Source organism: Acetobacteraceae bacterium (assembly GCA_004843165.1).
Lineage (GTDB): Bacteria > Pseudomonadota > Alphaproteobacteria > Acetobacterales > Acetobacteraceae.
On record CP039459.1, the window covers coordinates 676,113 to 700,913 of the forward strand.

Genomic DNA, 24,801 nt, shown 5'->3' on the forward strand with positions numbered 1-24,801 from the left:
AAAACGCTGAGAAATGTTTCATGCGAACATTGCTCTTTTACAAATTAAATTTAACCTCTCCTTATTCTAAAGAAAGGCTTCTGTGATCCGTTCTGCCCTCTCTTGCACTTTTTCAGACCTTAGAAAACCTTCTTACTTACATCTTTTCTGTATCGCTATTTCTCTCTTGCCGATCGCAAAAGCCAAAGAAAGTTTTGCAGGTTACCGTATCAATATCAAAGACCAGCCGGATTGGATGAAAATTCCTCTCAAATGGATTGAGCCTAAGAAACCTGTTCCGGCACATGCTTGGACAGGCTCTCTGCTTTCCCCATCCCCCTCTTTTCCCGGCGGAATGTGGTCTTTAGAACCTTATCTCGTGGCGACGGTGCCAACAGGAACCTATGATTCGCAAGGTAATTTGCACCAGCATGGCCCCGATCAGTCACAATTTGATTCCCTCACCAGCTCGTGGTTTTTCAAAGGTGCGCCCACAGATCATCTTTCCGTTGATATTACCCCTAGCTTTACCTACGCTTGGACACCACAATCCGGCCCCAGTGCGCCTAAAAATTCCCATGTGGAATTTAACGATTTGCCCTTTGATCTCGAATATCGCTTTACCGATACCTACTCGCCTTCTATCAGTGTCGTTTTTGGTGCGTCTGCCCCTTCAGGGAATTATAACAATCTCGAACGGGCCTCAGACGGGGTCGGCGCCGGTGTCTGGAAATTACGCTACGGCTTTAACGGCCAATTCGTTGAGCCTTTTTTTAAACAAGCAATGCGTGTCCGCTGGTGGGCGGTTGCGAGAACCCCTCTGGGCGATGCCAGTCTCAAAAACATCACCTCTTACGGCACCAGCGAAGGATTTCAGGGCAGCGCCCATCCAGGATCAACCGGTGAAGAAGGACTGGCTTTTGAATTTGGCATTACACAGCGTTGGCTTTTTGCTCTCGATCTTTATGAAGATTGGGGATCAACCACCAATATTAAAGGCGTTTACAGCAATGGGAATAATGGCTGTACGCAATCAGGCGGCTGTTCTTTTAGTCAAGATACAGGCTGGTCCACCGCTTGGGGCGCTGCACCGGCACTGGAATACGCCCCGAACGGCAATCTCGGCTTAATCGCCGGCGTGCAAGTGACAGCGGCAGGGCATAATACCTCACGTACCTTAACGCCGCAGCTAGCTGTTTTCTACACATGGTAAAAATGGGAAAAAGACTTCAAACGAAATCAAAGGATGAAGTCTCTTTATCACCGATAGCTTTAAAAGAAAGTGGAAAGTAACTGACAGGTACAGGCAATTCCCGTTAAAATCGCAGCAAGAGAATTATAGCGCCCCTGCTTTCTCAGCGTTGCAAAAAAGGCATAGGTTTTGCCATGATCCTCAAAAGTGCCGGCAAAATGCCCATCCAGATTAACATAAGCATCCTGCGTATGGGTAACGACCTCCTCATCTGTCGCTTTATCAAAGGATTTTTCGCCAACACTGACCTTATCCCCATGAAATTCAATCGAATTTTTCATTAAAGTGCGATAATCCGAATAGAGGACTTTTACCTGAGAGGCATAAACCCATGCAATCGCCGCCAAAAAGCTAAAGATTGCCACTGCATATTGCAAAATCACATTGATAAAATGAAGATTCATTTTGTAGGCCCTCTAAAATCTAAAGAAAAAATTCTCTTAAGCACATCTTTAAACATCTGGTGTATCTGGATCAAAATCTTGGAAATTCAAGCCATGCCCAAAAGACGTTTGTTTAAAAATATGTGCGCCCCAACCTTTATCGCTATCACTGCTTAGAATATAAAGATTTTTAGAATCTGGCTGTATCGCAATATTGGACGAAAGTAAATTATGGCCTTTAGAGCGTCCGGGGATCAGAATCTGTCCAATCGGCAAACCATTTGCATTTAAAATCAAAACACGGCCCTGCCCTTTGAGTGGCACATAGACATTGCCGTCACTTCCACCGCTAATAGATTCCGGCGCAGGCCCTGTAAAATGGTATGGAATGCGCCATCCTCTTGATTTTGGCTGTGTCGGCGTTTCCAATTCAATCTGATGAAGATTGTTCCTGCCTGTCTCGGTCAACCAAAGAGTTTTTTGATCTGGACTAAGCATAATGCCATTCGGCAGAGCGAGATGATCTACCATCAAATGAATATTCTTCAAATCCGGGGAAACATAATAAACACCGCCCTCTAAACGGCTGGGGGTTCCTTTAAAATCTGTGAAATAAAGGCCTCTTGCTCGGTTAAATAAGAGATTTTTAGGTACAAACCCTTTTTCGGGCGCAATAATGGTTTCCAATGTGCCGCCATCGGGCATGATAGCGTAAATCGCCCCCTCATCCTTCTCCTCAGCATAGGCGGCGATATAAAGCCGACCATCCGGTCCAAAAGCCAACCCTGAAGGGTGATATTCCTTTAACTCTGTGACCAGAGAAATGTTTCGCCTTGAAAGCAAGCGCCCTGCATTCAAACGCAAAATTTTCTTTGCCGTCCAATCACAAAAAAACAGATTGCCCTTATCATCAAAGACGCTCCCTGCCAGCAAATGATTTTCTTTTGTCACCCGATAATAATCAGCGGCAACAACCGTCAAAAGATTTCTTTCTGAAGGAGGAATAGGGACCTCCCCACTATTTTGACGGTCATATAAAAGACGAGACCCAATTTGCAACGTGGCGAAAGAGGGTTTAACAAAAGCGGCAAAAAATAAAAAAAAGCTGATAAAAACCAGTTTCAAAAAGAATAGTTTGAAAAATTGTCTTGGATTAACGAAACAGCCCATGCGTGAAAGAAATTCCGATATATTATAAAGTAAAAATGTCTCATCTATGACATAGATATTCAAGCCTTTTAAAACTAACCTTGTTTTAAAGGAAAATTTTATGTACTCCAATCTCTTAAGTTACCTACGAGATAGTAGTATCTTATGTCCTAGAATCTACTATCGCCAACCGTTTTCCGGGGACATGAACTTGAGTAAAAAAAATGCTAAAAGCTACGCTCAAATAAGGCATCTCAATAAGAATCTCTCTCATCAAGACTTAAGGTACATAGGAAGTGTCTGATTTATTTCATAACCAACCTAACGGAAAATGGCGTGTATTGGGAGGCAAGATTGACGATGTATGGGATTATTTAACCCGTCCCATTTCTTCATCTCCAAAGTGGCGAAGCTATTTAAGTGCTCTTGCCATATTTTGTACGCTAATATGTACGATTATATGGTATCCTGGTCTTGTCTCAGACGATGCTATGAGCCAATATCTCCAAGCGATTGCTGTAGCACCCCTTAGCGACTGGCATCCGCCGCTTATGGCGCTGTTTTGGCGTTTAGAAATTACCCTCTTTCACACGGCTAATCTTCTGAATGCAACATGGATCAGTTTAAGTGCGCTCGGACTCTATCTCTTTCTGCGTTTGCGTCCTTGCCTGTTCAGTCTTATTCTCTTCGGCCTGCTCTTCCTGTCGCCGGTCTTCTTTGGAATGAACGGTTTCATTTACAAGGATATTCCCCTTTCATGGCTTCTCCTTATTGCCGCTGCCCTTTTACTCCTATTACCTGAAAAACAATCTTCTTCTTGGAGATGGGTAGATAAAATCCTTATCACTTTTTTACTCATTTTATGCTGTCTCTTGCGGGTCAATGGTGCCTTTATTGCCGTTCCGCTCCTCGTTACAACATGGTGGAATTGGCATTTTGATTTTAAACATCTTGCCGCATGTTTAGGCCTTGTTCTCTTGTCTTTGCCAGCCACTTCTTGGATCAATCATCATGTCTTTAAAGCCTCTGAGGATCATGCAGAAGCTTCTCTTGAAATTCTTGATCTTGCAGGCATTGCCTTTTACGGTACACATGCGCATTACACCTCCGATGAAAATGATGTAACCACCCATAAAGAAACATTTACACATTGGGATACAGCCTCATTAAACGAAAAACTTATCGCCTGCTACTCTCCCAATCAATGGGATACTTTTGGAGCTTGGGAGCTGGAAAATTTTCCTATTCTTATCCTTGGATTTAATAAATGGAAGCAAACGTGGAGTGCTACTCAACAGAATGATGAGTGGGGACCAGAAATTAACCATGCTCAGGAATCTTGTTATGCTCTAGGGGATCAACTTCGCCAAAAACCTCCTGAAATGCTCACTAAAGAATGGTTTGCGGCCATTAAAAACCATCCATTTCCTTACATCAAACATCGTCTTGCTCATTTCTCAACCGGCTATCTTGGGCATATTGATGAAAGAGAGTTTATCGAAAGCCCTGGTGCTTGGACAGATGGTGGCTATTATCCACTAGGAGAGAATGATAAAATTTATGCGACAGCGCCATATGAAAATATCGCAGAAGAACAGTACCGTATCTTCATGAAAAAACATAGAGGTCTATGGTCAAATTATGGTGTATTCTGGATTGCTTCTGCGCTTTCTCTCTTCATCATAACCTTACGATGCAAAAGCGCATTAGATCGTTTTGTTAATCTGATGAGTTTTGCTTCTCTTTGTTATTTCTTTGGATATCTTGTCATCGGTGTCGGCTGTCAATGGCGCTATATCATGCCGAGTGCCATTCTCGTTATTTCAGCTCTGCTTGCAATTTATATCAAAGCTGAAAGAATTGGTTCTCCAACTTCGCGCAAAATTGGCTTTTGGATATGGGGAACCTTGATGTTCTGGAGCTGTATAATCTAAATTCTCACTTTTAAATATTGGAACGCTTGAATGACCATGAATGAAACGCCTTTTAGCAACAAAGAAATCGAACTTACTGTTCTAATGCCCTGCTTAAACGAGGCCTTAACACTTCAAACCTGTATTGAGAAAGCCCTAAACTGTGCAAATAAACACAATATAAAAGTAGAAATCCTTATTGCTGATAATGGCTCCACAGACGGTTCACAAGAAATTGCAAGAAATTGTGGCGCTAGAGTCATTAATGTTTCACAAAAAGGTTATGGCGCTGCTCTAATCGCCGGCATACGTGAAGCAAAAGGTTCCTTTACCATCATGGGCGATGCCGATGACAGTTATAATTTTTCAGCCCTCGCACCTTTTGTAGAGAAGTTACGAGAAGGATATGATTTAGTTATGGGAAATCGCTTTAAAGGCGGTATCGAGAAGAATGCGATGCCACCTTTACATAAATATCTTGGCAACCCTGTTTTAAGCACGCTGGGACGCATTTTATTTCATCGCTCAATTGGAGATTATCATTGCGGCCTCCGTGGGTTCAATACAAAAACTATGCAGTCGTTGAACCTAAAATGCACAGGTATGGAATTTGCAACTGAAATGGTTGCAAAATCCAGCCGCAACCATCTGAAAATTATTGAAATTCCAACCACACTAAAAAAAGATGGTAGAGACCGTCCGCCGCATTTACGCAGTTGGCGTGATGGTTGGCGTCACCTAAAATTCATGTTATTTTTTAGCCCTTATTGGATTTTTATCTTTCCAGGTCTTTTTTTCTTTATCTTAGGGCTAATTGGCATTCTTCTTCTCAGCAACCATGCTATAAAAATTGGCCATATTCACTTAGATATTAATACTCTGCTAATCTCCAGTACCGCAGTGATTACAGGCTCCCAAATTCTTATTTTTGGTATTTTTACGAAAATTTATGCCGATATAAAAGGCTTTTGGCCTGCAGGCTTTTTCATTAAATTGTGGGAAAAGATCTCTTTTGAAAAACTTTTTATTATTAGTTCACTTATGACACTCTCTGGAGTTGCATGGTGTCTCTGGATCACGAGCACTTGGGGAATTACCGAGCATTTAGGCAATATGCCTGAGCCGGAAACCATTCGCTCTCTTATTCCTGCAGTAACTCTTCTGAGTGTCGGTATCCAATGGATATTCTTTTCCTTTATTCGAGGAATTACTGAGCTAGATTAAAACATCTGCCTGTTATCTCTTTGAAGGTAAGCACCTCCATATCGTCTATCGCAGAAATGAAGAAATTGCCTTTTCTACTGCCATGAAAGAGTTTGTTATCTGCATCCCTTGTGCTGAAATTTTACTCTATAACAATAGTACTGTAGGAATAGCAAAAACCTTAAGTACAAAAGTTTGACCTCTTCATGTAAAAGGACAAGGCTATGTGGTGCTTAATCTCATGTAGGTTTAAAAAATGAAAATTATCTCTTCTTTTTCTTTCCATTTTCTAGAAGAAAAGATTCTTTCCTTCTTAAAAATCTACCGTTTTTCATTCTTATTCGCAGCTTTCTATGCTTTATTGGCCACATGGGGCAATCATCTCCATGAAGATGATGTCATCCGGGCTTCTTTCTCAGGAATCTCATGGTTTCCAGATGGGCGGCCGCTTGCGAATGTGATCTATGCTTTTTTTTCCTTTTCTCACAATTCTTTTTATCATTCTTACAATGCACGTTTTCCTGATTTATGGCCTTTAACCTCTCTCTTTTCTGCATTTCAAATGATTATCAGCGCAGGTTTACTTGTCAATTTTTGCCTAAAAAAAGAAACCTATCCAAGTTTCAGGCAAGCACTTGTTTTATTACCTCTGCTTTCCCCTTTTTTTCTTGAAAATATCTCTTTTCATTTCGATAGTCTTTTTTTTGGCTCTGCAGCCTTATTTTCTTGCCTTGCCTCTGTCGTACTATGGTCTTCCATCACAAAACAGCAAAGCTTTAACTTTAAAAATTATTTCTTTCCAATCCTTGCCGCCTTACCCTTTTTGCTTGCCTGCTTAATGACCTATCAGGCAGCAATTAATATCTATCTTGGATTTGCACTCTTCGCAGGATGTTATTGTCTTACTTTTGAAAAGATACCGCTAATCACAGTCATAAAATATCTCTCCATGAGTGCTGTCGGTTTTATTATTGCCTCTTTGATCTATAAAGCTGTTATTCCCATCAAGGGAGAGTGGGTTTCCTCCCACACAGTATTTGCAACACCTTTAAATCTTTACGCTACCCTCTGTAACAATATTATTATGTTTCAGAAAATGCTCTTTAGGGTGCTGGGCACACCACTCTATTTCTCCTTAAAATTTCTCCTACTTTCCAGCTTTTTCATTTCACTTTTTTATATTCTTTTTTCCAAATCCAAATATTTTACAAAACTCTTTGCCTCCCTCTGCTTACTTACACTCCCTTTGATAACATTAGGCGGCCTGATGCTGGCACTTGAAAAGCCAATTCCAGCCCCCAGAGTTTTCTTCGGTACGGATTTCACGTTTTTATTTTCTGCTTTATTTCTTTGTAAAATTACTGAAAGATGCCCTTTAAGCGGCCCATCTTCTCATGACCGTATCCTCACCTACGCACTCTCATCTCTGCTCCTTTTTCCATGCTATATTGGCGCAACAGAATGGAATCATGCCCTAATAGCAGATCAGAAAATAGCTTTAATAACAGCATTAAGGCTCCAACCTGACTTAGAGAAAGCAAGCCTTCTCTACCCAAATGCGAAACTTGCAACTGATGGTCCTGCCAAAAACGCACTTGAGAGTCAATATGATGCAACTTTTAACCCTATACTCTCTGAATGGGGCGCTAGTTCAATTTTGAACAGCCATTTTGGGTTGTATTTTTTAGCTAACAACGAAATCTGGTCACTCGAGAAAATTCTCCTCCCTTGGGAACGTCTGCCAAATGAAAAAGATTATATTCCCAAAAAACACTATAAACTTCTTGCTCATACAAAAAACTATGACCTTCATGGTAATGAAGAACTTATCTGGATTAAATTTAAATAATTTAGTAAATCTCCTAAATTGTTTCATAGAAGCAAAGAGATTCTCTCTTATTTTATCCGCAGGCTTTCTTGGTATCCCGTTCTTATTGAAGGGGATACGATGAACCAGTATCTTCAAATGATCGGTGTTGCGCCTCTCAGTGACTGGCACCTTCCGATTTTTGTTTGGTTTTGGTGGCTTGAAACCAAAATTTTCTTTGCCGTCCAATCACAAAAAAAAACAGATTGCCCTTATCATCAAAGACGCTCTCTGCCAGCAAATGATTTTCTTTTGTCACCCGATAATAATCAGCGACAACAGCCGTCAAAAGATTTCTTTCTGAAGGGGGAATAGGCACCTCCCCATTATTTTGACGCTCATATAAAAGGCGACTACCAATCTGTAATGCCGCATTTACGTCAGGGACGGTAAAACAAAAGGAAAAGAGAGAAAGCGACAGCATCGCAAAGAGAGCGAAACGAAAATATTTGGCTCTACTAAAAAACAATTCATGGCTAAAATCTTCCAGTTAGAAAAAATTAAGAAGCATGTTCTGCGCTTCCTAGCACCCGCTTCTTTTCAAGCTCACTTCTCTTCGGCCTTACCTTAATACGCACCACGAAACCCACCTCGTTTTTATTGTTTTTCTGATCGTTCAGAAAAAATAAAAAGCTTCTTCTCACTAACAGGACGCACTTCCCCTCCGAAAGAGGCTAAATATGCTGAGACCGGATCAGCAGAATTTACAAGCACCGCATGGATATTGTGTTGCTTTAAACGCGCTAATAAAGAAGGATTTAGCACCGCATTCTTCCAGCTGGGGTCCACGAGAAAGTCACCCCCTGCCCAAAAACAATCTGCAGGGCTCCAACAAGCGACATTCCGATCCTGCTTTAAATAATCCTTTAAGACTGAAATCGTGTACATCTCCTCTTTCTGAGAAAGCGCCGCATGATGCCAAATTTTAAAGCTCTTTGCACCATAAACAAAAAGAAACGTCAAAATAATCCCTGCGACAAGGAGTATCTGAATAAGATTTCGGCTCTTCTGCTTTTCCGACATCTCCCCTGAAGGCTTTCCCCAAAAATTTGAAAAAACAATACTAAAAACAGGAGCTGATAAAATGCAGACAGCAATGACAAAATCAAAATACACATTAACATCACAGCCGGATGAAGCGCCGCCGAAAAATCCCAGCACGAAACCTATCCCTGCGAATATGAGCCAAAAAGACCAAAAGGACGACTTTTTAAGTAAGGTCTCTTTGAGAGGACCAAAACTTGCCCATAAAATACCGATAAAGAAAAGAATTGGCGCAGATACCTTAGCCGCATGATAACATGCTCGCATAACACTATGTTCTCTTGCGCCACCTAACTCGTAGCCTAAAACATCTTGAAAAAAACTTATCCCAAAGATGCCCCAGCATGCACTCAATCCTGCCCCTAAAAGAAGTACCGAAATCACACACCAAGAAAGAAATAGACGCCGGTTCTGAAGAAGAAGCCATAACGTCACAGCAAGAGGCGCAGCGGCAAGATTATGCTTAATAAAACCTGCCAAAATAAGAAAAAAAGCGCTTAGAAAGCAGGCGGTTATCCCCTCAAAAGAGATCAGGCATACGAGTCCACAGAGCATCAGTGCTTCGCCTGTCCATTGCGGATCATACATTGCAAAATACTGGTTAAGTGTCCCAGCATTTAAAAGCATAAATAAAACGAAAGAAAACAGCCCACATACTCTAGGAGAAGGATTTTCCAAAAACTGCGCTGTTTTAAAACTTAAAAAAGAAAGCAAAATCCCGCAAACAAAACAGGAGATTGCCGCAACGCTTCTGCCGAATGCGATGAGATCTATCTGATGAAAACCAGGAAGCTCATGCAGCCACATATATAAATAAAAAGAAAGCGGCGGATAGTTATTTGCGATCATCGCCTCTTGGGGAGGATAGAGCGGAAGATGATGAGATAATCGCGTTAAATGAAATGCATTCCATGCTTCGTTAATATCCCACTCAACCTGAAGCGGAATAAAAAAAAGCTTAATACCCAAGGAAAAAATAGCTGCAAGGCAAGAAAACAAAAACAGAGCTAAAAAGAAAAAAACAATGATTTTGTCTTTAGAAAACATGCGTAAAAACATAAGATTTATTCAACGGGCCATTACAGAAAAAGACATTTTATTTTGATTTCCCTTCTAACAATCGGTATAAAAATAAACTACCCCAAAAGGCGAATTAGTTTTTCTTCAAAGAGAGACATTTTTCTGATATAGATAAAAGTCTCTCTTTAGGCAGTGACACAGAAAAATGACTTTAAAAACACATAACTCGGGTATTCTCAAAATCATTACCCTTATCGTTCCCGTTTTTAATGAAGAGGAGAGCATCGAAGCCTTTTGCGATGCGGTTGAAACACTCTCCCTTACAGATTACGAATTTCATATTCTTTTTATTGATGATGGCAGTTCCGACAGAACAGTGGAAATTATTCGCCAACTTCAAAAGACCCGCAAACATATTCGTCTTATTTCTTTTACCCGGAATTTCGGGAAAGAAGCCGCTCTTTTTGCAGGGTTAAAAGAAGCCAAAGGGGATGCCGTTATCCCGATAGATGTTGACCTACAAGATCCCATCTCCGTTATTCCTGAATTTATCAAAGAATGGGAAAATGGTGCAGATGTCGTGTTGGGCAAACGCCGCTCCCGCGATGGAGACGGTCTTTTTAAACGTCTTTTCGCCGCCATGTTCTATAAGTTGCATCACAAGATCTCCTCGATCCATATTCAGCAGAATGTCGGTGATTTCCGCCTTATCTCCGCAGAGCTCGTGCCCAACATTACCAATCTGCGTGAACGTAACCTCTTTATGAAAGGGCTTTTAAGCTTTGCCGGCGGTAAGGAAAGCGTTATCGAATATGACCGCCCGGCACGCCTACATGGGACGGCCAGCCAAAGCCCAATTAAACTCATTCGCCTCGCTTTAAGCGGCATTATCGGCTATTCAACTTTTCCCTTAAAACTCGCAACCTTTTTAGGTCTCATCACCGCTTTTGCAAGTTTTTTGTACGGTCTTTATTTTTTCATCCGCACCATTATTTTAGGCAATGATGTTCACGGCTATCCTTCCCTCCTCATCATTATGCTTTTCCTTGGGGGCGTTCAGCTCATTTCCGTTGGCATTTTAGGGGAGTATATCGGACGAATTTATATTGAGGTGAAAGATAGGCCGAGATATTTAATTAAAGATAAAGAATAAAGGAAAAAAATCTGCCCCAAAATGTTGCGATAGCCCTTTTTGTTAAGGATGAAATTTCTGATATTGCCGGCTGGATTGCTTGGCATGCAGCGCTGGGGGTGCAAACCTTTTTTATTTATGATGACCATTCCACTGACGGTACATGGGAAATCCTCCAAGCAGCGGCGAAATGTTATGATGTTCGCCTAAGGCGAACAGATCCGCTTAAAACACCTCATTTTGGCGATCGCCAACGTGATGCCTATATGCAAACCGTCCAAGAAGCCAAAGGCGAATTTGAATGGCTAGGCTTTTTGGACGGAGATGAATATCTCTATCTTAAACATTTTGACACATTGCCTGAATTTCTCTTGTATTTTCCACATGCCGATGCGATTGCCTTCTCTTGGCGGATTTATGGCAGTTCTGGGCGTGTTATTCGCCCTCGCATCCCGATTGTCGAAGCCTTTACCCAACATTCAAACAAAGATTTTCCGGATAATCTCCATGTTAAAAGCTTTGTTCGTCCCCAAAAAATGGGTTTAAAATGGTTTGACCCCCATTATTTTGATATTCCAAAAGAACATTACGCCCGTCCTAGCCGAAAATTTATTAATATTGCCGGACCTAAGCAGGAAGTGGAATGGTCAGATGCCTTCATCATGCATTTTATCTGCCGTAGCATGGAACATTATGTCCAGCGCATTAAACGCCGTTTAAACGCAGATCTCTCCGATAGCACCGACTACTGGCACTATTTTGACCGCAATGAAGAAAATGATCCTGATCCCTTACGCTTCATTCCCAAAATGCAGGAAAAGCTTGCACCTATTCGGCGTGAAGCACTCAAAATGGCGATTCAAAAACTCAAAGACCTGCCGATTACACCTGATCCGATATATTATTCTCAAAAAATATCTGAGCCAAAATTTGAATTTTTTAAAATTTTAACACACTGCCAGACAATGCTCTACTATGCGCCTCAACTTGGTGAGGCTGTGCATTGCCTGCCCGAAATCGCCGCTGTAGAAAAATTTCTTCCTATTTTTGGTATTGTCGATAAAAAAACAGAATCTCTTATCACGCTTTTTATTGCCGGCGATGACACCAATTCTCTGCTGAAAATTCCATACGATTTTCGCCCTTCCTGTAGGCTACTTTATCGGCTTGTGCCGCAACAAAACAGCGGCCATGCACTTCTCAATCCAATCTCTCAACGCTTTATTTGCTTTTTACCGCCAGAAGCGAACGGCATCGGAAAAGTGGAAGCCAACCGTGAAAAAGCCCATGACTGGGAAAAAATTGCCCTCTTTAAAACCACCTTTGACCTGAATTTTCCTTTAAAAAAGCTTCCTTTTAATCCAAGCGAAAAAACCTCTGCCCATGCCCTCTTAAATTGGATTAAAACCGCCTCTGAACTTCCCGATGCAGAAACTTTTCTACAAATATTTTACTGCCTCTCTCCGAAAGTACGGCAGGAAATTTCCAATTACGCTTCGGGATTACTCTGGGACTTTATTTAAAAGGAAAAAGAGAGTTTGCTTCTATTTCTGGAAAAATGATACAACCCTTCTTTAAACATTCTAAAATAAAAGATAGACACCGAGCTAAGAGGATTTATCATATGTCTGCCCCCATTCATCTAGAACGACGCTGGTTAATAGATGCATTCGGTTGTTTCCTCCAATATGATTCTATGTCCCAGCAACTCGTTACAACCCCTTTCACACCACAAAGCTTTCCCAATCTTTTTACCTTTATCCCCGTGCCTGAGAATTTTCCGCACAGGGCTGTCCTTCGCCTTACAAACTCTATCCCTGCTGCCATTCCACCTGCACGCTTTATACGCGTCAATGAAAATGAAATTGCCATCCAAAACTTGGAAACAAATCATTATCTTTCTTCGCGTAAAAATGAAACAAACACCGGATGGGAAGACAAAATTGCTCTATGGGAAGAATTTTCTCTCTTAAGTGCGGAAATGATTGCAGGACTATCCCTCTTAAGCGACCCTGATTTAATCACGATTTCGGATGCACCTGCCGATGGGCATCTAACATTTCACCAAGCAGATTCTTATTTTAAGAGCTTTGCTAAAATTGCTGGCACCAACATAAAAATCTCTGAAAATCTGCCTGAAATTGCGAAAATAGCAAATGCTAAAGCGCATGAAGCGATGCCCCTCACTTTTATCACTTCGGACGATTCACAAAACAAAATTTCCCTCACGATCACCCCTAAGAGAGCTGTACACTTATCTAGCTTGACGACTACTTAACTTTATTCGACAGACTATTTCTTAAGCTGACACACATTGCTCTGAGACCATAGAGGTATTGATGCTCTCAAAACAGAAAACAATCCCCATTATTTTTGGTTTAGATGCCAATTATTTAAAGCCAATGTGTGTCACTATTAGCTCTCTTCTACGCTATGCGCCTGCTGACATTCCTCGCCCCATTGAGTTTTATGTGCTTATTGATGATATTCCTTCCGTCTCGGAGAAAATTATTTCAACCATTTTTCGCAAATTGGGCGCAGAAGTAACCTTCATCAAAACATCTCTCCCATCAACAGAAAATGGAGGACAATCCCATCATACAAAGCATATGTACTACCGGTACTTAATTCCTCCGATTTTTTCTGATTTTTATGAAAAAGCAATCTACTTGGATGCTGACCTAATTATCCAAGGCAATATTTTTTCTGTTTTTGATCAAATGAAATCAGGAGATGCCTTAGCTGCAACTGTAGAAGACACATCTATCGCATGGTGGTGGGGCTCCCACCCAAATTTTGAGCACTTAGATATCCCCCATGAGACTTATTTTAACTCTGGCGTTATCGGCTTTAACTTCGAAAATCTCCCAAGTAATTTTTTTGAAAAATGTCTTTTCTATACCAAACCTGAGTTTCAATACCCTGATCAAGATGCCTTAAATGTGCTTGTGATTAAAGAAAATCTTCAAATAGCACATCTGTCTGACCAATATAATCGCTTTGCTAACCTTGGGGTTTCCAAAAATCATATTGTTATTCATTATATCGGCACCCAAAAACCTTGGCGGTATCCAGAAAGCCCCAACGCAGATCTCTGGCGAGAAGAAGAAGCATATTTGACCAACAGAATTAAAGAAAAACTGCTGGACAACCTATCTGTTTTATTCTGGAATCTTATTTAAAGCATTTTCAAAAGGAGATGATTTGCTTATCTCGCTTTTAAAATGATATTCTTTTCCTCTTGATATTCTAAAATAAAACCTAAACACGAAAACAGAGGATTTATCATATGTCTGCCTCCATTCATCTAGAACGACGCTGGTTAATGGATGCATTTGGCGGCTTCCTCCAATATGATTCAACCTCTCAGCAACTCATTACAACCCCTTTTACACCACAAGGCTTTCCTAATCTTTTTACCTTTGTCCCTGTTCCAGAAAAGTTTCCACACAGAGCCGTTTTACGTCTAACCCATTCTATCCCATCTTATATCCCAGCCTGCCGTTTCCTTCAGATCGCTCCCCATAGCGTCGCTATCCAAAATGTTGAAACCAATCGTTACCTCTCATCTCTTTCTGGCACGCAGCAAACTTCTTGGCATCCTGAAGAAATTCATGATTGGGAACATTTCTTTTTGCTCAATAAACAAATGTTGACTGGACTATCCCTATTAGCTGACCCTGATTTGGCAGAGATTTCTAATAATAACGAGTCACTTTCACAGCTTGTATTTACAGGAAATCCTAATCAAGCAAAGATTGGTAGCCTTTATATTTCACTTTCTCATAATCTTGAAGAAATCGCTAAGCTTGCAGATTATAAAGCTCACGAGGAAAATGAACTTTTACTTCATCCTTTACATAGCGAAGAAGAAACCTTTTCACTCAAAATAAAACTAAAAAGAAATTTTCATCTCAACACCCTAACATTGTAATAGATTATACCCACCCCCATGAGCACAGATATGAAACCTCTTTTGCCTAAAGTCGCCCTTACACTCATTGTTAAAGATGAGTTCTCAGATATTGCAGGTTGGCTTGCTTATCATCAAGCATTAGGTGTTGATACATTTTTTATTTTTGATGATTATTCCAAAGATGGTACTTGGGAAATTCTCCAAGTCGCTTCACGTTTCTACGATATTCGACTTTCTCGGTTGGAACGTCCTGCAAAGAGTGACTTTTGGAGTGTCCAATCCAGTCTTTATATGCGCCTCCTACAAGAAAATCAGGATTGCTTTGAGTGGATGGGCTTCGTTGATGCGGATGAATATATTTATCTCCGAGAATATGACTCATTACCAAAATTTCTCTTAAACTTTGACCATGCAGATGCCATTGCATTCTCTTGGCGTGTCTATGGCAGTTCTGATTGGGCTGTAAGGCCTCGTATTCCAACCATTCAAGCCTTTACCCAACATGCGCCAGAAGATTTTGAGGAACATCACCAAGTTAAAAGTATTGTGCGCCCTTCTAAAGTCGGCAGCAGAAAAACAACGGCCCATTGGTTCGATATCGAAGATGGAAAATATGCCCATCCAAGTGGGAAAATCATTCCTCATTTTCAGTATGGCGTTGGTATTGATCATATAGACTGGTCTGCCGGTTTTCTCATGCACTATGTTTGCCGTAGCATGGAACATTATATTACACGTGGCAAAAAATGGGGGCATCAATTTATTGATGGCGGTGGCCGCCACAACCATACACGTTGGGGATATATAAACCGTAATGATGAGCGAGATGTCGGCCCTCTTAAACTTTTACCACAAATAGAAAATCTGCTCGCGCCTATCTATCAAACCAGCTTTCAACAGGCTATTCACACTCTCAGAAACCTCCCTTTTGGTTCAAGAGAAAATCTGCCGATGGGAGAAAAGCACTCTGATCGGATCAAAAGCATTTTTAGGCTTTATACCCATTTCAAAACGTTTCTTTACTATTCAACAGAAAAAGGCAGCGCTGTTCATGCCACCGAGGAAGATGCGGCGCGAATTGGCTTATTACCAATTTATGGGATCATTCACGAAGCAACGCCTGATTTAATCACATTTTTTCTCCCCGAAGGCAACCTGCCCTTTTTAAAAATATCCAATGAAGAGAGATTGGCACAAAAGCCTCTTTATCAAATGTGCAGGACAAGAGATCCTCAAGCAATTGGCTTGACCAGCCCAATGAAATCTAATACTTACCTCAGCGCACAACCTATCCATGAGGAGGTTGCTGATATTCAGGCGAACCGAGAAAATCTGAATGAATGGGAGTTTTTCTATTTAGAAGAAGTTTCTAAAAATACGGTTGCGTTTAAAAATATAGCGCATGATTTCTATAGGCAAGACCCATCACAAGACTTGCCCTTTATGCCTAATAAACACATATCCTCTTTAGAAGTGCTTCACTACCTACAGACTGCGCATAAAATACCCTCTACTAATCAAGTTGAGCGCATCCTTTCTAAAGGATCACATGCGACAAAAGAGGAAATCTCTCGTATGGTTCCAGGACTTTTATGGGGCTTCATTTGAAATCAAGCCCCCCAAAGATGAACAGCCTCTAATATTAGAGGCTGTTTCATAAACAACGAAAATAAACTATTGAGAGTGACCTTACAAAATCTCAGAGCCAAGCGATCATTTTTCCAAGATGATGACTTGAAATTCTATTTTGGCTCTGCGGATTCAAATTATTCCAAGCAAGAAGGAAATCTCCATAAGAGAGATTCTGATGATTTTTCTGTACAAAATCTGAGAAACTCTCTTCATCATGAACCCCACTTGGATCCGCAAAAAATGAAATATGATCATCCTCAATTTTTTCTAGCTTAAACTTTTCCCATTCGCTAGGGATCTCTCGATTGATCTCAACACGCCCCCCTGCACTCTCTGGAAGGCACGACATATAGTGTTCAGAGTGAGGAGACTGAAAAACAACACGATCGTCCACCGCCATCATGTGGAACAAAAGAGCTGAAGCAAGACGATTATCGTCTGGGAAATAGAAACTCCTCGTCTCAATTTGCCTTTTAGAAGCAGAGAAAAAATAAGCATTTTGTGGGTTAGAGGGATAACACACACATAAAACTTCATTATCTTCTGCATAAAATTGATGAAAATTTTGAGAGACTAAAATGGCATTTTTCTTTAAAAGAAGATGCGCATCATGATCACTTCTGACATGATAAACAGCCGCTTTGTTATCAGAATGCGGCTTTTCTAATAAAGAGACGGCATATTCCTCTTTAAGAAAAAATTTGACGCTCTCTATTTTAATAAAATCAATGATCTCTTTGGCTTTTTGAACCAGCTCAAAGGAAGGTAATGTTTCAATCTCATTTTTATTGAAATGATTATAATAACCATCTGAATCAATCATATCAGCGTTAATTCTCTTGGAAATTTTTCCAACAAAATCCTGCATAGATCTAATCACATAATGGTTAACACATGCACCCTGCCAAAGAATTTTATGACCAGGACCATGCGTAAATTCTATTTTTTCACCTAGCGCATTGGCATAACATTCATTGATGAGAGTCAAATGATGAGGACTACCATAGTCAAAGGTAAAAGCCTCTGGCCGAATAAAAACCTTTCCAATCTCACAATCGCCTAATTCTTTTGTGCAATGGCGTGTGTAGGCTTCATAAGGCGGTGCTTTTGATTTTACAACCCGGCCATTAGAGCCATAAATACGCCAGCTCAAGGCGATCCCATTGAAATCATTAAACTTTTCAAGATAGGTATTTAAATCTTGTTCTTTCTCAAGGGCGATATATTCATCCCCATCTAAAAAAGAAATCCAGTCAAATTTTCCAATGGCGGCACGACATGCTCTTTTATAAGAATCTGCCTGACGCCAATAAAAGTGACGAATTTTTAAATCTGTTCTAAAAACTTCAACATTATAGAATTTGGCACAAAGTTTAGAAAGCTCATAAGTGCCATCTGTCGAATGGTCATCATAAATAAAAATCTTATCCACGCCCAAAGAAAGATGCCATGCAATCCAAGCAACAATATCTTGGACTTCATCTTTGACAAAAAGAACGAGAGCTGAGCGCACTATATTTTCCTAACAAAATGCTTAATTCATTTAATTCTTTAATTATAAATTACTTCCCAAGATAGCGTCAATTTTATGGATTGCATATCTGGCATTTTCTCATTTTTCGCATACTAGACTTTCAAAAAAGCCTACTTTAAATTCACACTTCAAAGATTATAAAACGCAACCCCACAGGATATAATATGATTTGCTTGGTTGGACATGCCCGCAATGAAAATCAAAATTTAAATGAATGGCTGTCCTATCATCGAAAAATTGGCGTGGATAAGGTCTACCTTATTTGCAATGACGATGACCCAACTGCCATGTTTAAAACCGTTCTTCCTTGGATTGAAGATGGGTTTGTGATTTTTAGACATAACCCTCAAATAGGTTTGCAAATCGAAGCTTACATGCGTTGGATCTTTGAACATAAAGACGATTGCGGCTGGATCAGTTTCCTTGATATTGACGAATATATCACCCTTGCGAAACACCGTACCCTACCCGAATATCTTGCCACTTTTCCCAAGGATGTCGATTGTATCTATTTAAACTGGTTTAATTTTGGTCATAACAATCATGAATCCTTGGCGCATGGACGTATCTTACAATCCTATAATCGCCGCCATAAGAAAATGTCTAGCACAGTAAAAATCATTATTCGATCTACTGCACTTGACCCCAGATTCATGCAACAACACCTCTGCCCCTTTAATCACGGTATTGGTGGAGGCAGCACCGTTGACAATCCCTTTAATGCGCATAAATTAACGCGTGTTTTTGCAGACGGCTCACCTTTTGAAATTTTAGCAGACAATCAAATTTCGATGGCATTTTCAGAGAAAATGCGCTCCATCGCAAGTATCTCACATTATTATATGCGCCATACAGGATATTATCAGGAACGTGTTCAGCGCGGTCTTGCTCATCTAGCACGCACAGGAAACCCCTGCTACTTACTTCATTGGAAAGAAAAATTTGATAGTGGCGAATATCTTATTGAAATGAAGGCTGCAAACGAGACGGAAGATAATCTTCTCAAAGACTGGTCAATCCTCCATTACGGAAAAAATGACGGTAATATTATTCTCTAAGACCTCTGTGCAAACTTTTTATAAAACGAGGAATGTTAAAAAATGCTTGAAGCCGTGAGACTTGTTATCTGGGATCTTGATGAGACGTTCTGGCAAGGCACCCTTTCTGAAGGCGGTGTTGCAGAAACTTCTCATCATGGTGACATCGTCCGTGAGCTCAACAAGCGCGGCATTATGAGTTCGATTTGCTCCAAAAATGATTTTGAAACAGCAAAAGCATTTTTAGAAGGACTTGGTATATGGGATCAATTTATTTTCCCTTCTATCGATTGGACAGCCAAAGGCAACCGTGTTGTAGAAATTATTAAAAAGGTTCAATTACGGCCTGAAAGTATCCTCTTTCTTGATGACAACCCTATGAACCTCGCAGAAGTATCTGCAATGGTTCCTAATATACAGGTTCATGACGAAAAATTTATTCCCGAACTACTTGCCTCTCCTCTTTTCGAAGGCAAACCAGATCCCGAAATGACACGCTTGGCCCATTATAAAATAATGGAAAGTAAACAAGCAGAAATTTCAAAAATTGATGGCAATAATTTTGATTTCCTCCGCAATAGTGAAATCACTGTCGAAATCAATTACGATATTGAAGGCAATATTGATCGGGTTATCGAACTTTTAAATCGAACCAATCAGCTTAATTTTACGAAAAATCGCCTTTCTGACGATATCGAAAAAGCCAGAGAACAAGTTCGAGACATGAACCGTGGCGCACTTTTTGAGCATACTGGTCTCGTTCATGTCCGAGATAAATTTGGCGATTATGGCCTTGTCGGGTTTTTCCAGCAATTTCATAACACAACCGAAAATAAACTTCTGCATTTCTGTTTTTCATGCCGTATTCTAAGTATGCATGTTGAGACATGGCTCTATCAGCAATTTGAAAAGCCTGAACTTTTCATAAAAGGAGAAGTTGCTAACAATCCCAAAACAGATAGCGCTCCTGTTGATTGGATTAAATGGTATGACCCTGCGCTTTCCACCAGCACAGAGGAAATGAGTGCTGATTTTAATCAACGTCCACCTTTACTCATTAGTGGAGGGTGCGAAACAGAATCTATCCAGCATTATATTCGTAATGTGACCAATGATTTTAGAATCTTTACGGGAACAACCCGTGATGGTTTTATCATTCGACGCGATCATTCTTGCATGGTTCGGATCGCTGCTGAAAAATATTACCCTGCACAAGGACAGCTCATTCGGACGGGTTATAAAGACGAAGATTTTTCGATCTCTTTCGATAATATAAAAAACGGCCTGATTATTTTAACTTTCTGGGCTGACATTTCCTTTAAAATTCACAAATTAAGCTGGATAGACAGTACAGCCCCCTATACCCCACCCGGTGTTGGACACGGTAATTTTCAAGAGATGTTTGAGGATAACTATTATCAAAACGGCGGCAAAGAGGAATGGATTGAACAATTTCGATTTGCCAAAGCAAATTTAAAATATAAAGGTGCTATTGGAAGTCTTGAATTTAAAGATAATCTAACAACGATTTTAAAAAATATTGATCCCAGCAATAAAGTGTTTTTTATGCTCCCTGCGTTGCATGTCCCAGACCACCATCCTGAATGGGGGTTCTTAGATAGAGCACGCTTACTTTCCATGTGTCAGGTTGAGGTTGCTCGTGATTGGCCAAATGTTGAATGTATTTCATTTGATCAATTTATTGAGGACCCTTCTGAGGTTACTGATTACGACCATTTTACACGAATTGTTTATCAAAGATGTGGCTTTTATCTTCGTAACCTATATTTAAAGGAAGTAGTTATGAAGAGTGAAAGTAACAGCTAAAAAGATTAAACAAATGATAAATATTATTTTCTAATAAGAAAAATGACAAATGTTGCTATTTTTTTGAGAGATTCAAGTGTATATATTAACGACTAAAAACACATAATAGAGGTTTGCCATTGGACAAGCACCGTAATTTAGATTGCAAAGATATTGAAGCCATTACCGCCCTTTTGAGTAAAGACGGTGAGGCGCTTAATTATTATAAGACAAATGGTGCAGAGAGCGTTGGTCATGCCTTTATGATTGCCAACTTGCTTCATCTACATGCGAATGTTAGCGAAGCCTCTCTTTTCTATCGTCACGCCTTTAACCTTCACGGTAAAAGCCAGACAGAATACCCTTTGCCGCAATCTTTATTACAAGTAAGTCTTCTCTGCCTTCTCAAAGCTGGCCAGCCAGTGCCTGAAGAAGAAATTAAGGAGCTTGAAAAATACGCCCCCTCCTACGCTAATTATATCCGAGGCATTTTGATTGCATGGCGTGGCGGTGATGTCAAAGAGGCAATGTCACTCATTGGAAACGCCTTTGAAGGTTTCCATTCCGGTGAAGAAATTGATGCACTTTACCTTGAAATTGCTTTAAAATATTTTCCAGCCTTAACTGCGCCTATCACGGACACTTCTTATTCTCCTATTCCCCGTCACCTTTACATGTATTGGGATAAGAACCCGCCAAAAGAAATCGCTGACAATATTAAATATCATCAAGAGCTTCTTGGTGAAGATTTTACCTTTTTCAACCAAGAAAATGCAGAAGAATGGCTTTTTGAGCATTTTGGCTCCGAGACACTCTCCCTCTTCCAAAATACAAAACACCCTGCTGAATCCGCTGATTTTTTACGTCTCCATGTGATTTTAAACAATGGCGGCTGGTGGCTAGATGCCGATCTGCGTTTAAAATCATTAGAACAATGGGAGATGCTCTCACGCCTTCCAAAAAATTGCCGTTTTTTCATTACTGAAAAATTTCTTATTCATAATGATTTTTTTGGAACCGTTGCCAATGACCCCATTTTGGCCAATGCACTTCTGACCTGTTATGTGAATATGCTCAAACATCATGGGCTTTATATTCCCTATAAAACAGGTCCTGGTGTCTTTAGCCGTGCTGTCAGCCGTACCGTTTATAGCAGTTTCAATCATGATGCACCGTTACCCTCTTTAGCGATTGGCACAGCATGGGAAATGTTCTCCATTGTCGAAGAGTTCGAAGTCACTTATAAATCCGGTGGAAATTGGCATACTGCTTAAAACGAGCAGCTTAAACAAAAATGGATCTATTTGGATAAGGAGACAAAGGGGTGAAATGGTTCTTCGCAGTGACGCAGGATATGATTTTCAATGAGCCAATCGCAGGCACTACTGCTGATTTCGGCTTTGCTGATTGCGTCCGTGTTGCCGTACAATCTGCCAAGGAAAACACCTCCCTTCTCCCCCATATGATTTTTGACGGTGAGCCTTGTAGCTTCACCAAAGAGATGGAAATGGCAGGCGTTAAGGTGATTTTTCATCGCCTACACTGGTATGACCGTCTCAAAGAGACACAAAATCTTCAAAAGCCAGAATGGAAACATTACATGAGCAAAGCGGCGGGGGCTTTTATGCGTCTTGAACTGCCGCTTTTAGAGCAAGAAGATCAATATGTTCTCTACACGGACTATGATGTTCTCTTTGCTAAAGATTTTGATCTCTCTTTCTGTAAGCCTGAAATTTTTGCTGCTGGCGGCCAATTCTGGCAGCATGATTACTATAATGACATGAATGCTGGGGTGATGGTCCTTAATGTGGAGCGGATTCGGCATGATTTACCAGCACTCATCGAATTCATGTGTGATAATTTCACCCATATTTCAGGCTATGATCAAGAGCTGTTACGGATTTTTTACGGTAAAAACTGGATGCCGCTTTCTCCAAAATTCAACTGGAAACCTTATTGGGGCATCAATGATCAGGCTCAAATTATCCATTTCTATGGCCCAAAACCACTTTTGGCCCACAAGTTTTTAGAAAATCCAAATTACAATAACCGTCAAATTTTCTTCCATAATTGGTCTCATTTGTTCCACCAAAATCCAGAAGGTTATTCATATTACGTCCGGCAATGGGAAGAATATTTGCATAAGGCGAACAGCCAACAGCAAAATCCGGAAATTGCCGCCTTTGATGCAGTTCGCGCCTAAATATTTTTTATAATATTCTTTTTAAAGCGCCGTCTCCCATGAAGGGGAGACGGCGCTTTTTGTTTTCGAAATAGGAAAATTTAACCTTTTTGAAAATCTTCTATAGCCAGACATTTTCGCTGATTAAAATCTACCAAAACATGGTTATCACGTTGATAGATCGTATAGAAACGTCTCATAATCTTATGGCTGTAACGGCACAGAAGACTGCCTGACTTGGCATCACTCTCCCAATCCTCAGGGACAAAGGCAATGACTTCTATTGCTTCTGGCAAGCCTGCCTCTATCAACTGATAAGGTAAAGGCCATAGAATAGGATCAGGATTCCCCACCCTGTCGCCGAGATCATTTAAAATCCACGGAAAAGACCTCAGTGTATTTTTAACATAAGGTGCTAAAGGCGGCTTTGAAAAGAGCAAAAGCCCTACAATAAGATGATCTGTTGTGACATGCAAAGCGTAAAGATCTTCCGCCAAATGGTCTCTAAGCTGCTCTTCATATTTCGTCTGCATCCCTAAAGCACTGCCATAAGCAAAAGCCCCCACCATCACACCAAGCATGGAAATCCCTGCCAGCGCAAAAGCACATTTTTCAAATCCCTTAAAAGAAGACGGATAGTGCACAAGAAAGGTCATGCCTAAAGCAATAAAGGCTCCCATTCCAATCATAACACGGGGGACAATGAGAGGTTTGGCAAGCAATGCCATCGGCCCAGCGATCGAAATAAAGGCAAAGAAAAGTAAAAAAAGCGCAAGAAAACTAGCACATAGCGCCTCTTTTTTATTTTCCAGAGTTACGAGGCGATAAAAAAAACGTCCCAAGCCACAAATAACGGCAAAACTCAAAATCCAAGCGACCAGCCCCTTGTTACATTCAACAAAGCAGTAATGCCAAAACATCTCAACCGCTTGACAAAGCGAAGCAGGAGAAAGCGACATCACAGCATATTCTCTGGCATGATCCCCCGCGAGCAAAGGGAAAAGCAAAAAATTCTCAATTTTATACAAAACTAAGGCAAATAACGCTAAAAGAAGATATTTACTAAAAAAAACGATAACGGATAAAATTTTCTCCTCTTTCTTTTCCAGCAGCTTCATCAAACTGAGCAGCACAAGTAAAATAAAGAAACTGTTGAGTGCTGCCTGATAAAAATTCAGACAGACCAAAAGAGAGAAAGTCGCAAAACCATATTTATACTTTCCCTGAAAGCAAAAAGGGAAAATAGCGCAAGCGAGCGCAAGCGACATCGTGATCGCATCAAAACAATAGCTTAAATTTTGTAAGAAAAACGGTGTGCAAACAATAAAAGGCAACACAAGCAAGGAAGATCGCCGATCCCATGCGAGTGCAAAGGAAAATTGCATCAAAGCAAAAGCAAGTACCGGCACAGAAAGCATTTGAAACAAAGGGGCAACGCTGTAAAGTGCAGGCGAAAAACTGGTGCTTATTAAAAAAAGCTCTGCGAGATAACGCCCACACGTTGCCATGGAAACATTTCCCTCCAAAGCACGCTGATAATCATCCGCAAAAAAAACACCCGCATGAATAATTGGCCAAATAAAAAGGCCAATGATGAGAGAAAACAAACCAAAACGAACAAAGCTTTCCCCTTTCAAAAAACTGAAAAGATCGCTTTGTTCCTGTGGCTGTGTCAAAAATTTTCTCCTCATCCTTCTTTAAATTAAAGATTATATTACAACATTTTTCAAAATGCGTTGCATGAACAATTTT

General features: G+C 40.5%; 20 protein-coding genes. 14 read left to right on the top strand and 6 right to left on the bottom strand.

The genetic code is table 11. The features are described 5' to 3' along the window. The first annotated feature begins 82 nt into the window (after positions 1–82). The gene (locus FAI41_03330) at positions 83–1,192 is read left to right on the top strand and encodes a hypothetical protein (protein QCE32688.1); all 1,110 of its coding nucleotides are present in this window, start codon (positions 83–85) and stop codon (positions 1,190–1,192) included. 59 nt (positions 1,193–1,251) lie between these two features. On the opposite strand, the gene FAI41_03335 is transcribed toward FAI41_03330, so the two are convergent. Further along, positions 1,252–1,635, bottom strand: coding sequence for a hypothetical protein (locus FAI41_03335; protein QCE32689.1), 384 nt, complete (start codon positions 1,633–1,635; stop codon positions 1,252–1,254). 48 nt (positions 1,636–1,683) lie between these two features. Beyond that, positions 1,684–2,784 (bottom strand): SMP-30/gluconolactonase/LRE family protein, encoded by a 1,101-nt coding sequence (locus tag FAI41_03340; GenBank protein QCE32690.1) that lies wholly within the window; start codon positions 2,782–2,784, stop codon positions 1,684–1,686. Positions 2,785–3,059: 275 nt separating this feature from the next. Here FAI41_03340 and FAI41_03345 point away from each other — a divergent pair, with 275 nt between their 5' ends. From FAI41_03345 to FAI41_03355, 3 genes are all read left to right on the top strand, one after another. Next, the gene (locus FAI41_03345) at positions 3,060–4,697 is read left to right on the top strand and encodes a hypothetical protein (GenBank protein ID QCE32691.1); all 1,638 of its coding nucleotides are present in this window, start codon (positions 3,060–3,062) and stop codon (positions 4,695–4,697) included. Positions 4,698–4,733: 36 nt separating this feature from the next. Then, the gene (locus FAI41_03350) at positions 4,734–5,900 is read left to right on the top strand and encodes a glycosyltransferase family 2 protein (protein ID QCE33776.1); all 1,167 of its coding nucleotides are present in this window, start codon (positions 4,734–4,736) and stop codon (positions 5,898–5,900) included. A 235-nt stretch (positions 5,901–6,135) separates the two neighbouring features. Further along, positions 6,136–7,728, top strand: a complete 1,593-nt coding sequence (locus FAI41_03355; GenBank protein ID QCE32692.1) for a hypothetical protein — start codon at positions 6,136–6,138, stop codon at positions 7,726–7,728. Positions 7,729–7,864: 136 nt separating this feature from the next. On the opposite strand, the gene FAI41_03360 is transcribed toward FAI41_03355, so the two are convergent. Then, positions 7,865–8,215 carry a hypothetical protein gene (locus tag FAI41_03360; GenBank protein QCE32693.1) on the bottom strand — a complete coding sequence of 117 codons (351 nt, stop codon included), beginning with the start codon at positions 8,213–8,215 and terminating at the stop codon, positions 7,865–7,867. Positions 8,216–8,343: 128 nt separating this feature from the next. Further along, complete coding sequence (locus FAI41_03365) at positions 8,344–9,837, bottom strand: hypothetical protein (protein QCE32694.1); 1,494 nt, start codon at positions 9,835–9,837, stop codon at positions 8,344–8,346. Between the two features lie 178 nt (positions 9,838–10,015). On the opposite strand from FAI41_03365, the gene FAI41_03370 reads away from it, so the two are divergent. The 6 genes from FAI41_03370 (at position 10,016) to FAI41_03395 (ending at position 16,466) form a co-directional block, all read left to right on the top strand. Beyond that, positions 10,016–10,963, top strand: a complete 948-nt coding sequence (locus FAI41_03370) for a glycosyltransferase family 2 protein (GenBank protein QCE32695.1) — start codon at positions 10,016–10,018, stop codon at positions 10,961–10,963. Continuing rightward, on the top strand, positions 10,960–12,465 hold the full coding sequence (locus FAI41_03375) for a glycosyltransferase (GenBank protein ID QCE32696.1): 1,506 nt from the start codon (positions 10,960–10,962) through the stop codon (positions 12,463–12,465). Before FAI41_03370 ends, FAI41_03375 begins: the two co-directional genes overlap by 4 nt. Positions 12,466–12,566: 101 nt before the next feature. Further along, on the top strand, positions 12,567–13,220 hold the full coding sequence (locus tag FAI41_03380) for a hypothetical protein (protein ID QCE32697.1): 654 nt from the start codon (positions 12,567–12,569) through the stop codon (positions 13,218–13,220). A gap of 61 nt (positions 13,221–13,281) precedes the next feature. Further along, positions 13,282–14,124 carry a hypothetical protein gene (locus FAI41_03385; GenBank protein ID QCE32698.1) on the top strand — a complete coding sequence of 281 codons (843 nt, stop codon included), beginning with the start codon at positions 13,282–13,284 and terminating at the stop codon, positions 14,122–14,124. 107 nt (positions 14,125–14,231) lie between these two features. Further along, entirely contained in the window at positions 14,232–14,876 is a 645-nt protein-coding gene (locus tag FAI41_03390; protein ID QCE32699.1) for a hypothetical protein, read from the top strand. Positions 14,877–14,894: 18 nt separating this feature from the next. Further along, entirely contained in the window at positions 14,895–16,466 is a 1,572-nt protein-coding gene (locus FAI41_03395) for a glycosyltransferase family 2 protein (GenBank protein ID QCE32700.1), read from the top strand. Between the two features lie 91 nt (positions 16,467–16,557). Here the strand turns inward: FAI41_03395 and FAI41_03400 are convergent, their stop codons facing one another. After that, the gene (locus FAI41_03400) at positions 16,558–18,006 is read right to left on the bottom strand and encodes a glycosyltransferase family 2 protein (GenBank protein QCE32701.1); all 1,449 of its coding nucleotides are present in this window, start codon (positions 18,004–18,006) and stop codon (positions 16,558–16,560) included. A 182-nt stretch (positions 18,007–18,188) separates the two neighbouring features. Here FAI41_03400 and FAI41_03405 point away from each other — a divergent pair, with 182 nt between their 5' ends. The 4 genes from FAI41_03405 to FAI41_03420 all read left to right on the top strand — a co-directional run bounded on the left by FAI41_03405 (position 18,189) and on the right by FAI41_03420 (position 23,070). After that, complete coding sequence (locus FAI41_03405; GenBank protein ID QCE32702.1) at positions 18,189–19,082, top strand: hypothetical protein; 894 nt, start codon at positions 18,189–18,191, stop codon at positions 19,080–19,082. A 42-nt stretch (positions 19,083–19,124) separates the two neighbouring features. Then, complete coding sequence (locus FAI41_03410) at positions 19,125–20,888, top strand: HAD-IIIC family phosphatase (protein QCE32703.1); 1,764 nt, start codon at positions 19,125–19,127, stop codon at positions 20,886–20,888. A gap of 119 nt (positions 20,889–21,007) precedes the next feature. Next, a complete protein-coding gene (locus FAI41_03415) occupies positions 21,008–22,141 on the top strand; it encodes a hypothetical protein (protein ID QCE32704.1) in 1,134 nt (377 codons plus the stop codon). A gap of 50 nt (positions 22,142–22,191) precedes the next feature. Beyond that, positions 22,192–23,070 carry a hypothetical protein gene (locus tag FAI41_03420; protein ID QCE32705.1) on the top strand — a complete coding sequence of 293 codons (879 nt, stop codon included), beginning with the start codon at positions 22,192–22,194 and terminating at the stop codon, positions 23,068–23,070. Between the two features lie 80 nt (positions 23,071–23,150). Here the strand turns inward: FAI41_03420 and FAI41_03425 are convergent, their stop codons facing one another. Further along, positions 23,151–24,740, bottom strand: coding sequence for a hypothetical protein (locus tag FAI41_03425; protein ID QCE32706.1), 1,590 nt, complete (start codon positions 24,738–24,740; stop codon positions 23,151–23,153). Between the last annotated feature and the right edge of the window lie 61 nt (positions 24,741–24,801).

Coding starts and splice junctions, on each gene's coding strand:
- FAI41_03335 (QCE32689.1), bottom strand. CDS start 1,635: ATGAATCTTCATTTTATCAATGTGATTTTGCAATATGCAGTGGCAATC.
- FAI41_03340 (QCE32690.1), bottom strand. CDS start 2,784: ATGGGCTGTTTCGTTAATCCAAGACAATTTTTCAAACTATTCTTTTTG.
- FAI41_03350 (QCE33776.1), top strand. CDS start 4,734: ATGAATGAAACGCCTTTTAGCAACAAAGAAATCGAACTTACTGTTCTA.
- FAI41_03355 (QCE32692.1), top strand. CDS start 6,136: ATGAAAATTATCTCTTCTTTTTCTTTCCATTTTCTAGAAGAAAAGATT.
- FAI41_03365 (QCE32694.1), bottom strand. CDS start 9,837: ATGTTTTCTAAAGACAAAATCATTGTTTTTTTCTTTTTAGCTCTGTTT.
- FAI41_03370 (QCE32695.1), top strand. CDS start 10,016: ATGACTTTAAAAACACATAACTCGGGTATTCTCAAAATCATTACCCTT.
- FAI41_03380 (QCE32697.1), top strand. CDS start 12,567: ATGTCTGCCCCCATTCATCTAGAACGACGCTGGTTAATAGATGCATTC.
- FAI41_03385 (QCE32698.1), top strand. CDS start 13,282: ATGCTCTCAAAACAGAAAACAATCCCCATTATTTTTGGTTTAGATGCC.
- FAI41_03390 (QCE32699.1), top strand. CDS start 14,232: ATGTCTGCCTCCATTCATCTAGAACGACGCTGGTTAATGGATGCATTT.
- FAI41_03395 (QCE32700.1), top strand. CDS start 14,895: ATGAGCACAGATATGAAACCTCTTTTGCCTAAAGTCGCCCTTACACTC.
- FAI41_03405 (QCE32702.1), top strand. CDS start 18,189: ATGATTTGCTTGGTTGGACATGCCCGCAATGAAAATCAAAATTTAAAT.
- FAI41_03410 (QCE32703.1), top strand. CDS start 19,125: ATGCTTGAAGCCGTGAGACTTGTTATCTGGGATCTTGATGAGACGTTC.
- FAI41_03425 (QCE32706.1), bottom strand. CDS start 24,740: ATGAGGAGAAAATTTTTGACACAGCCACAGGAACAAAGCGATCTTTTC.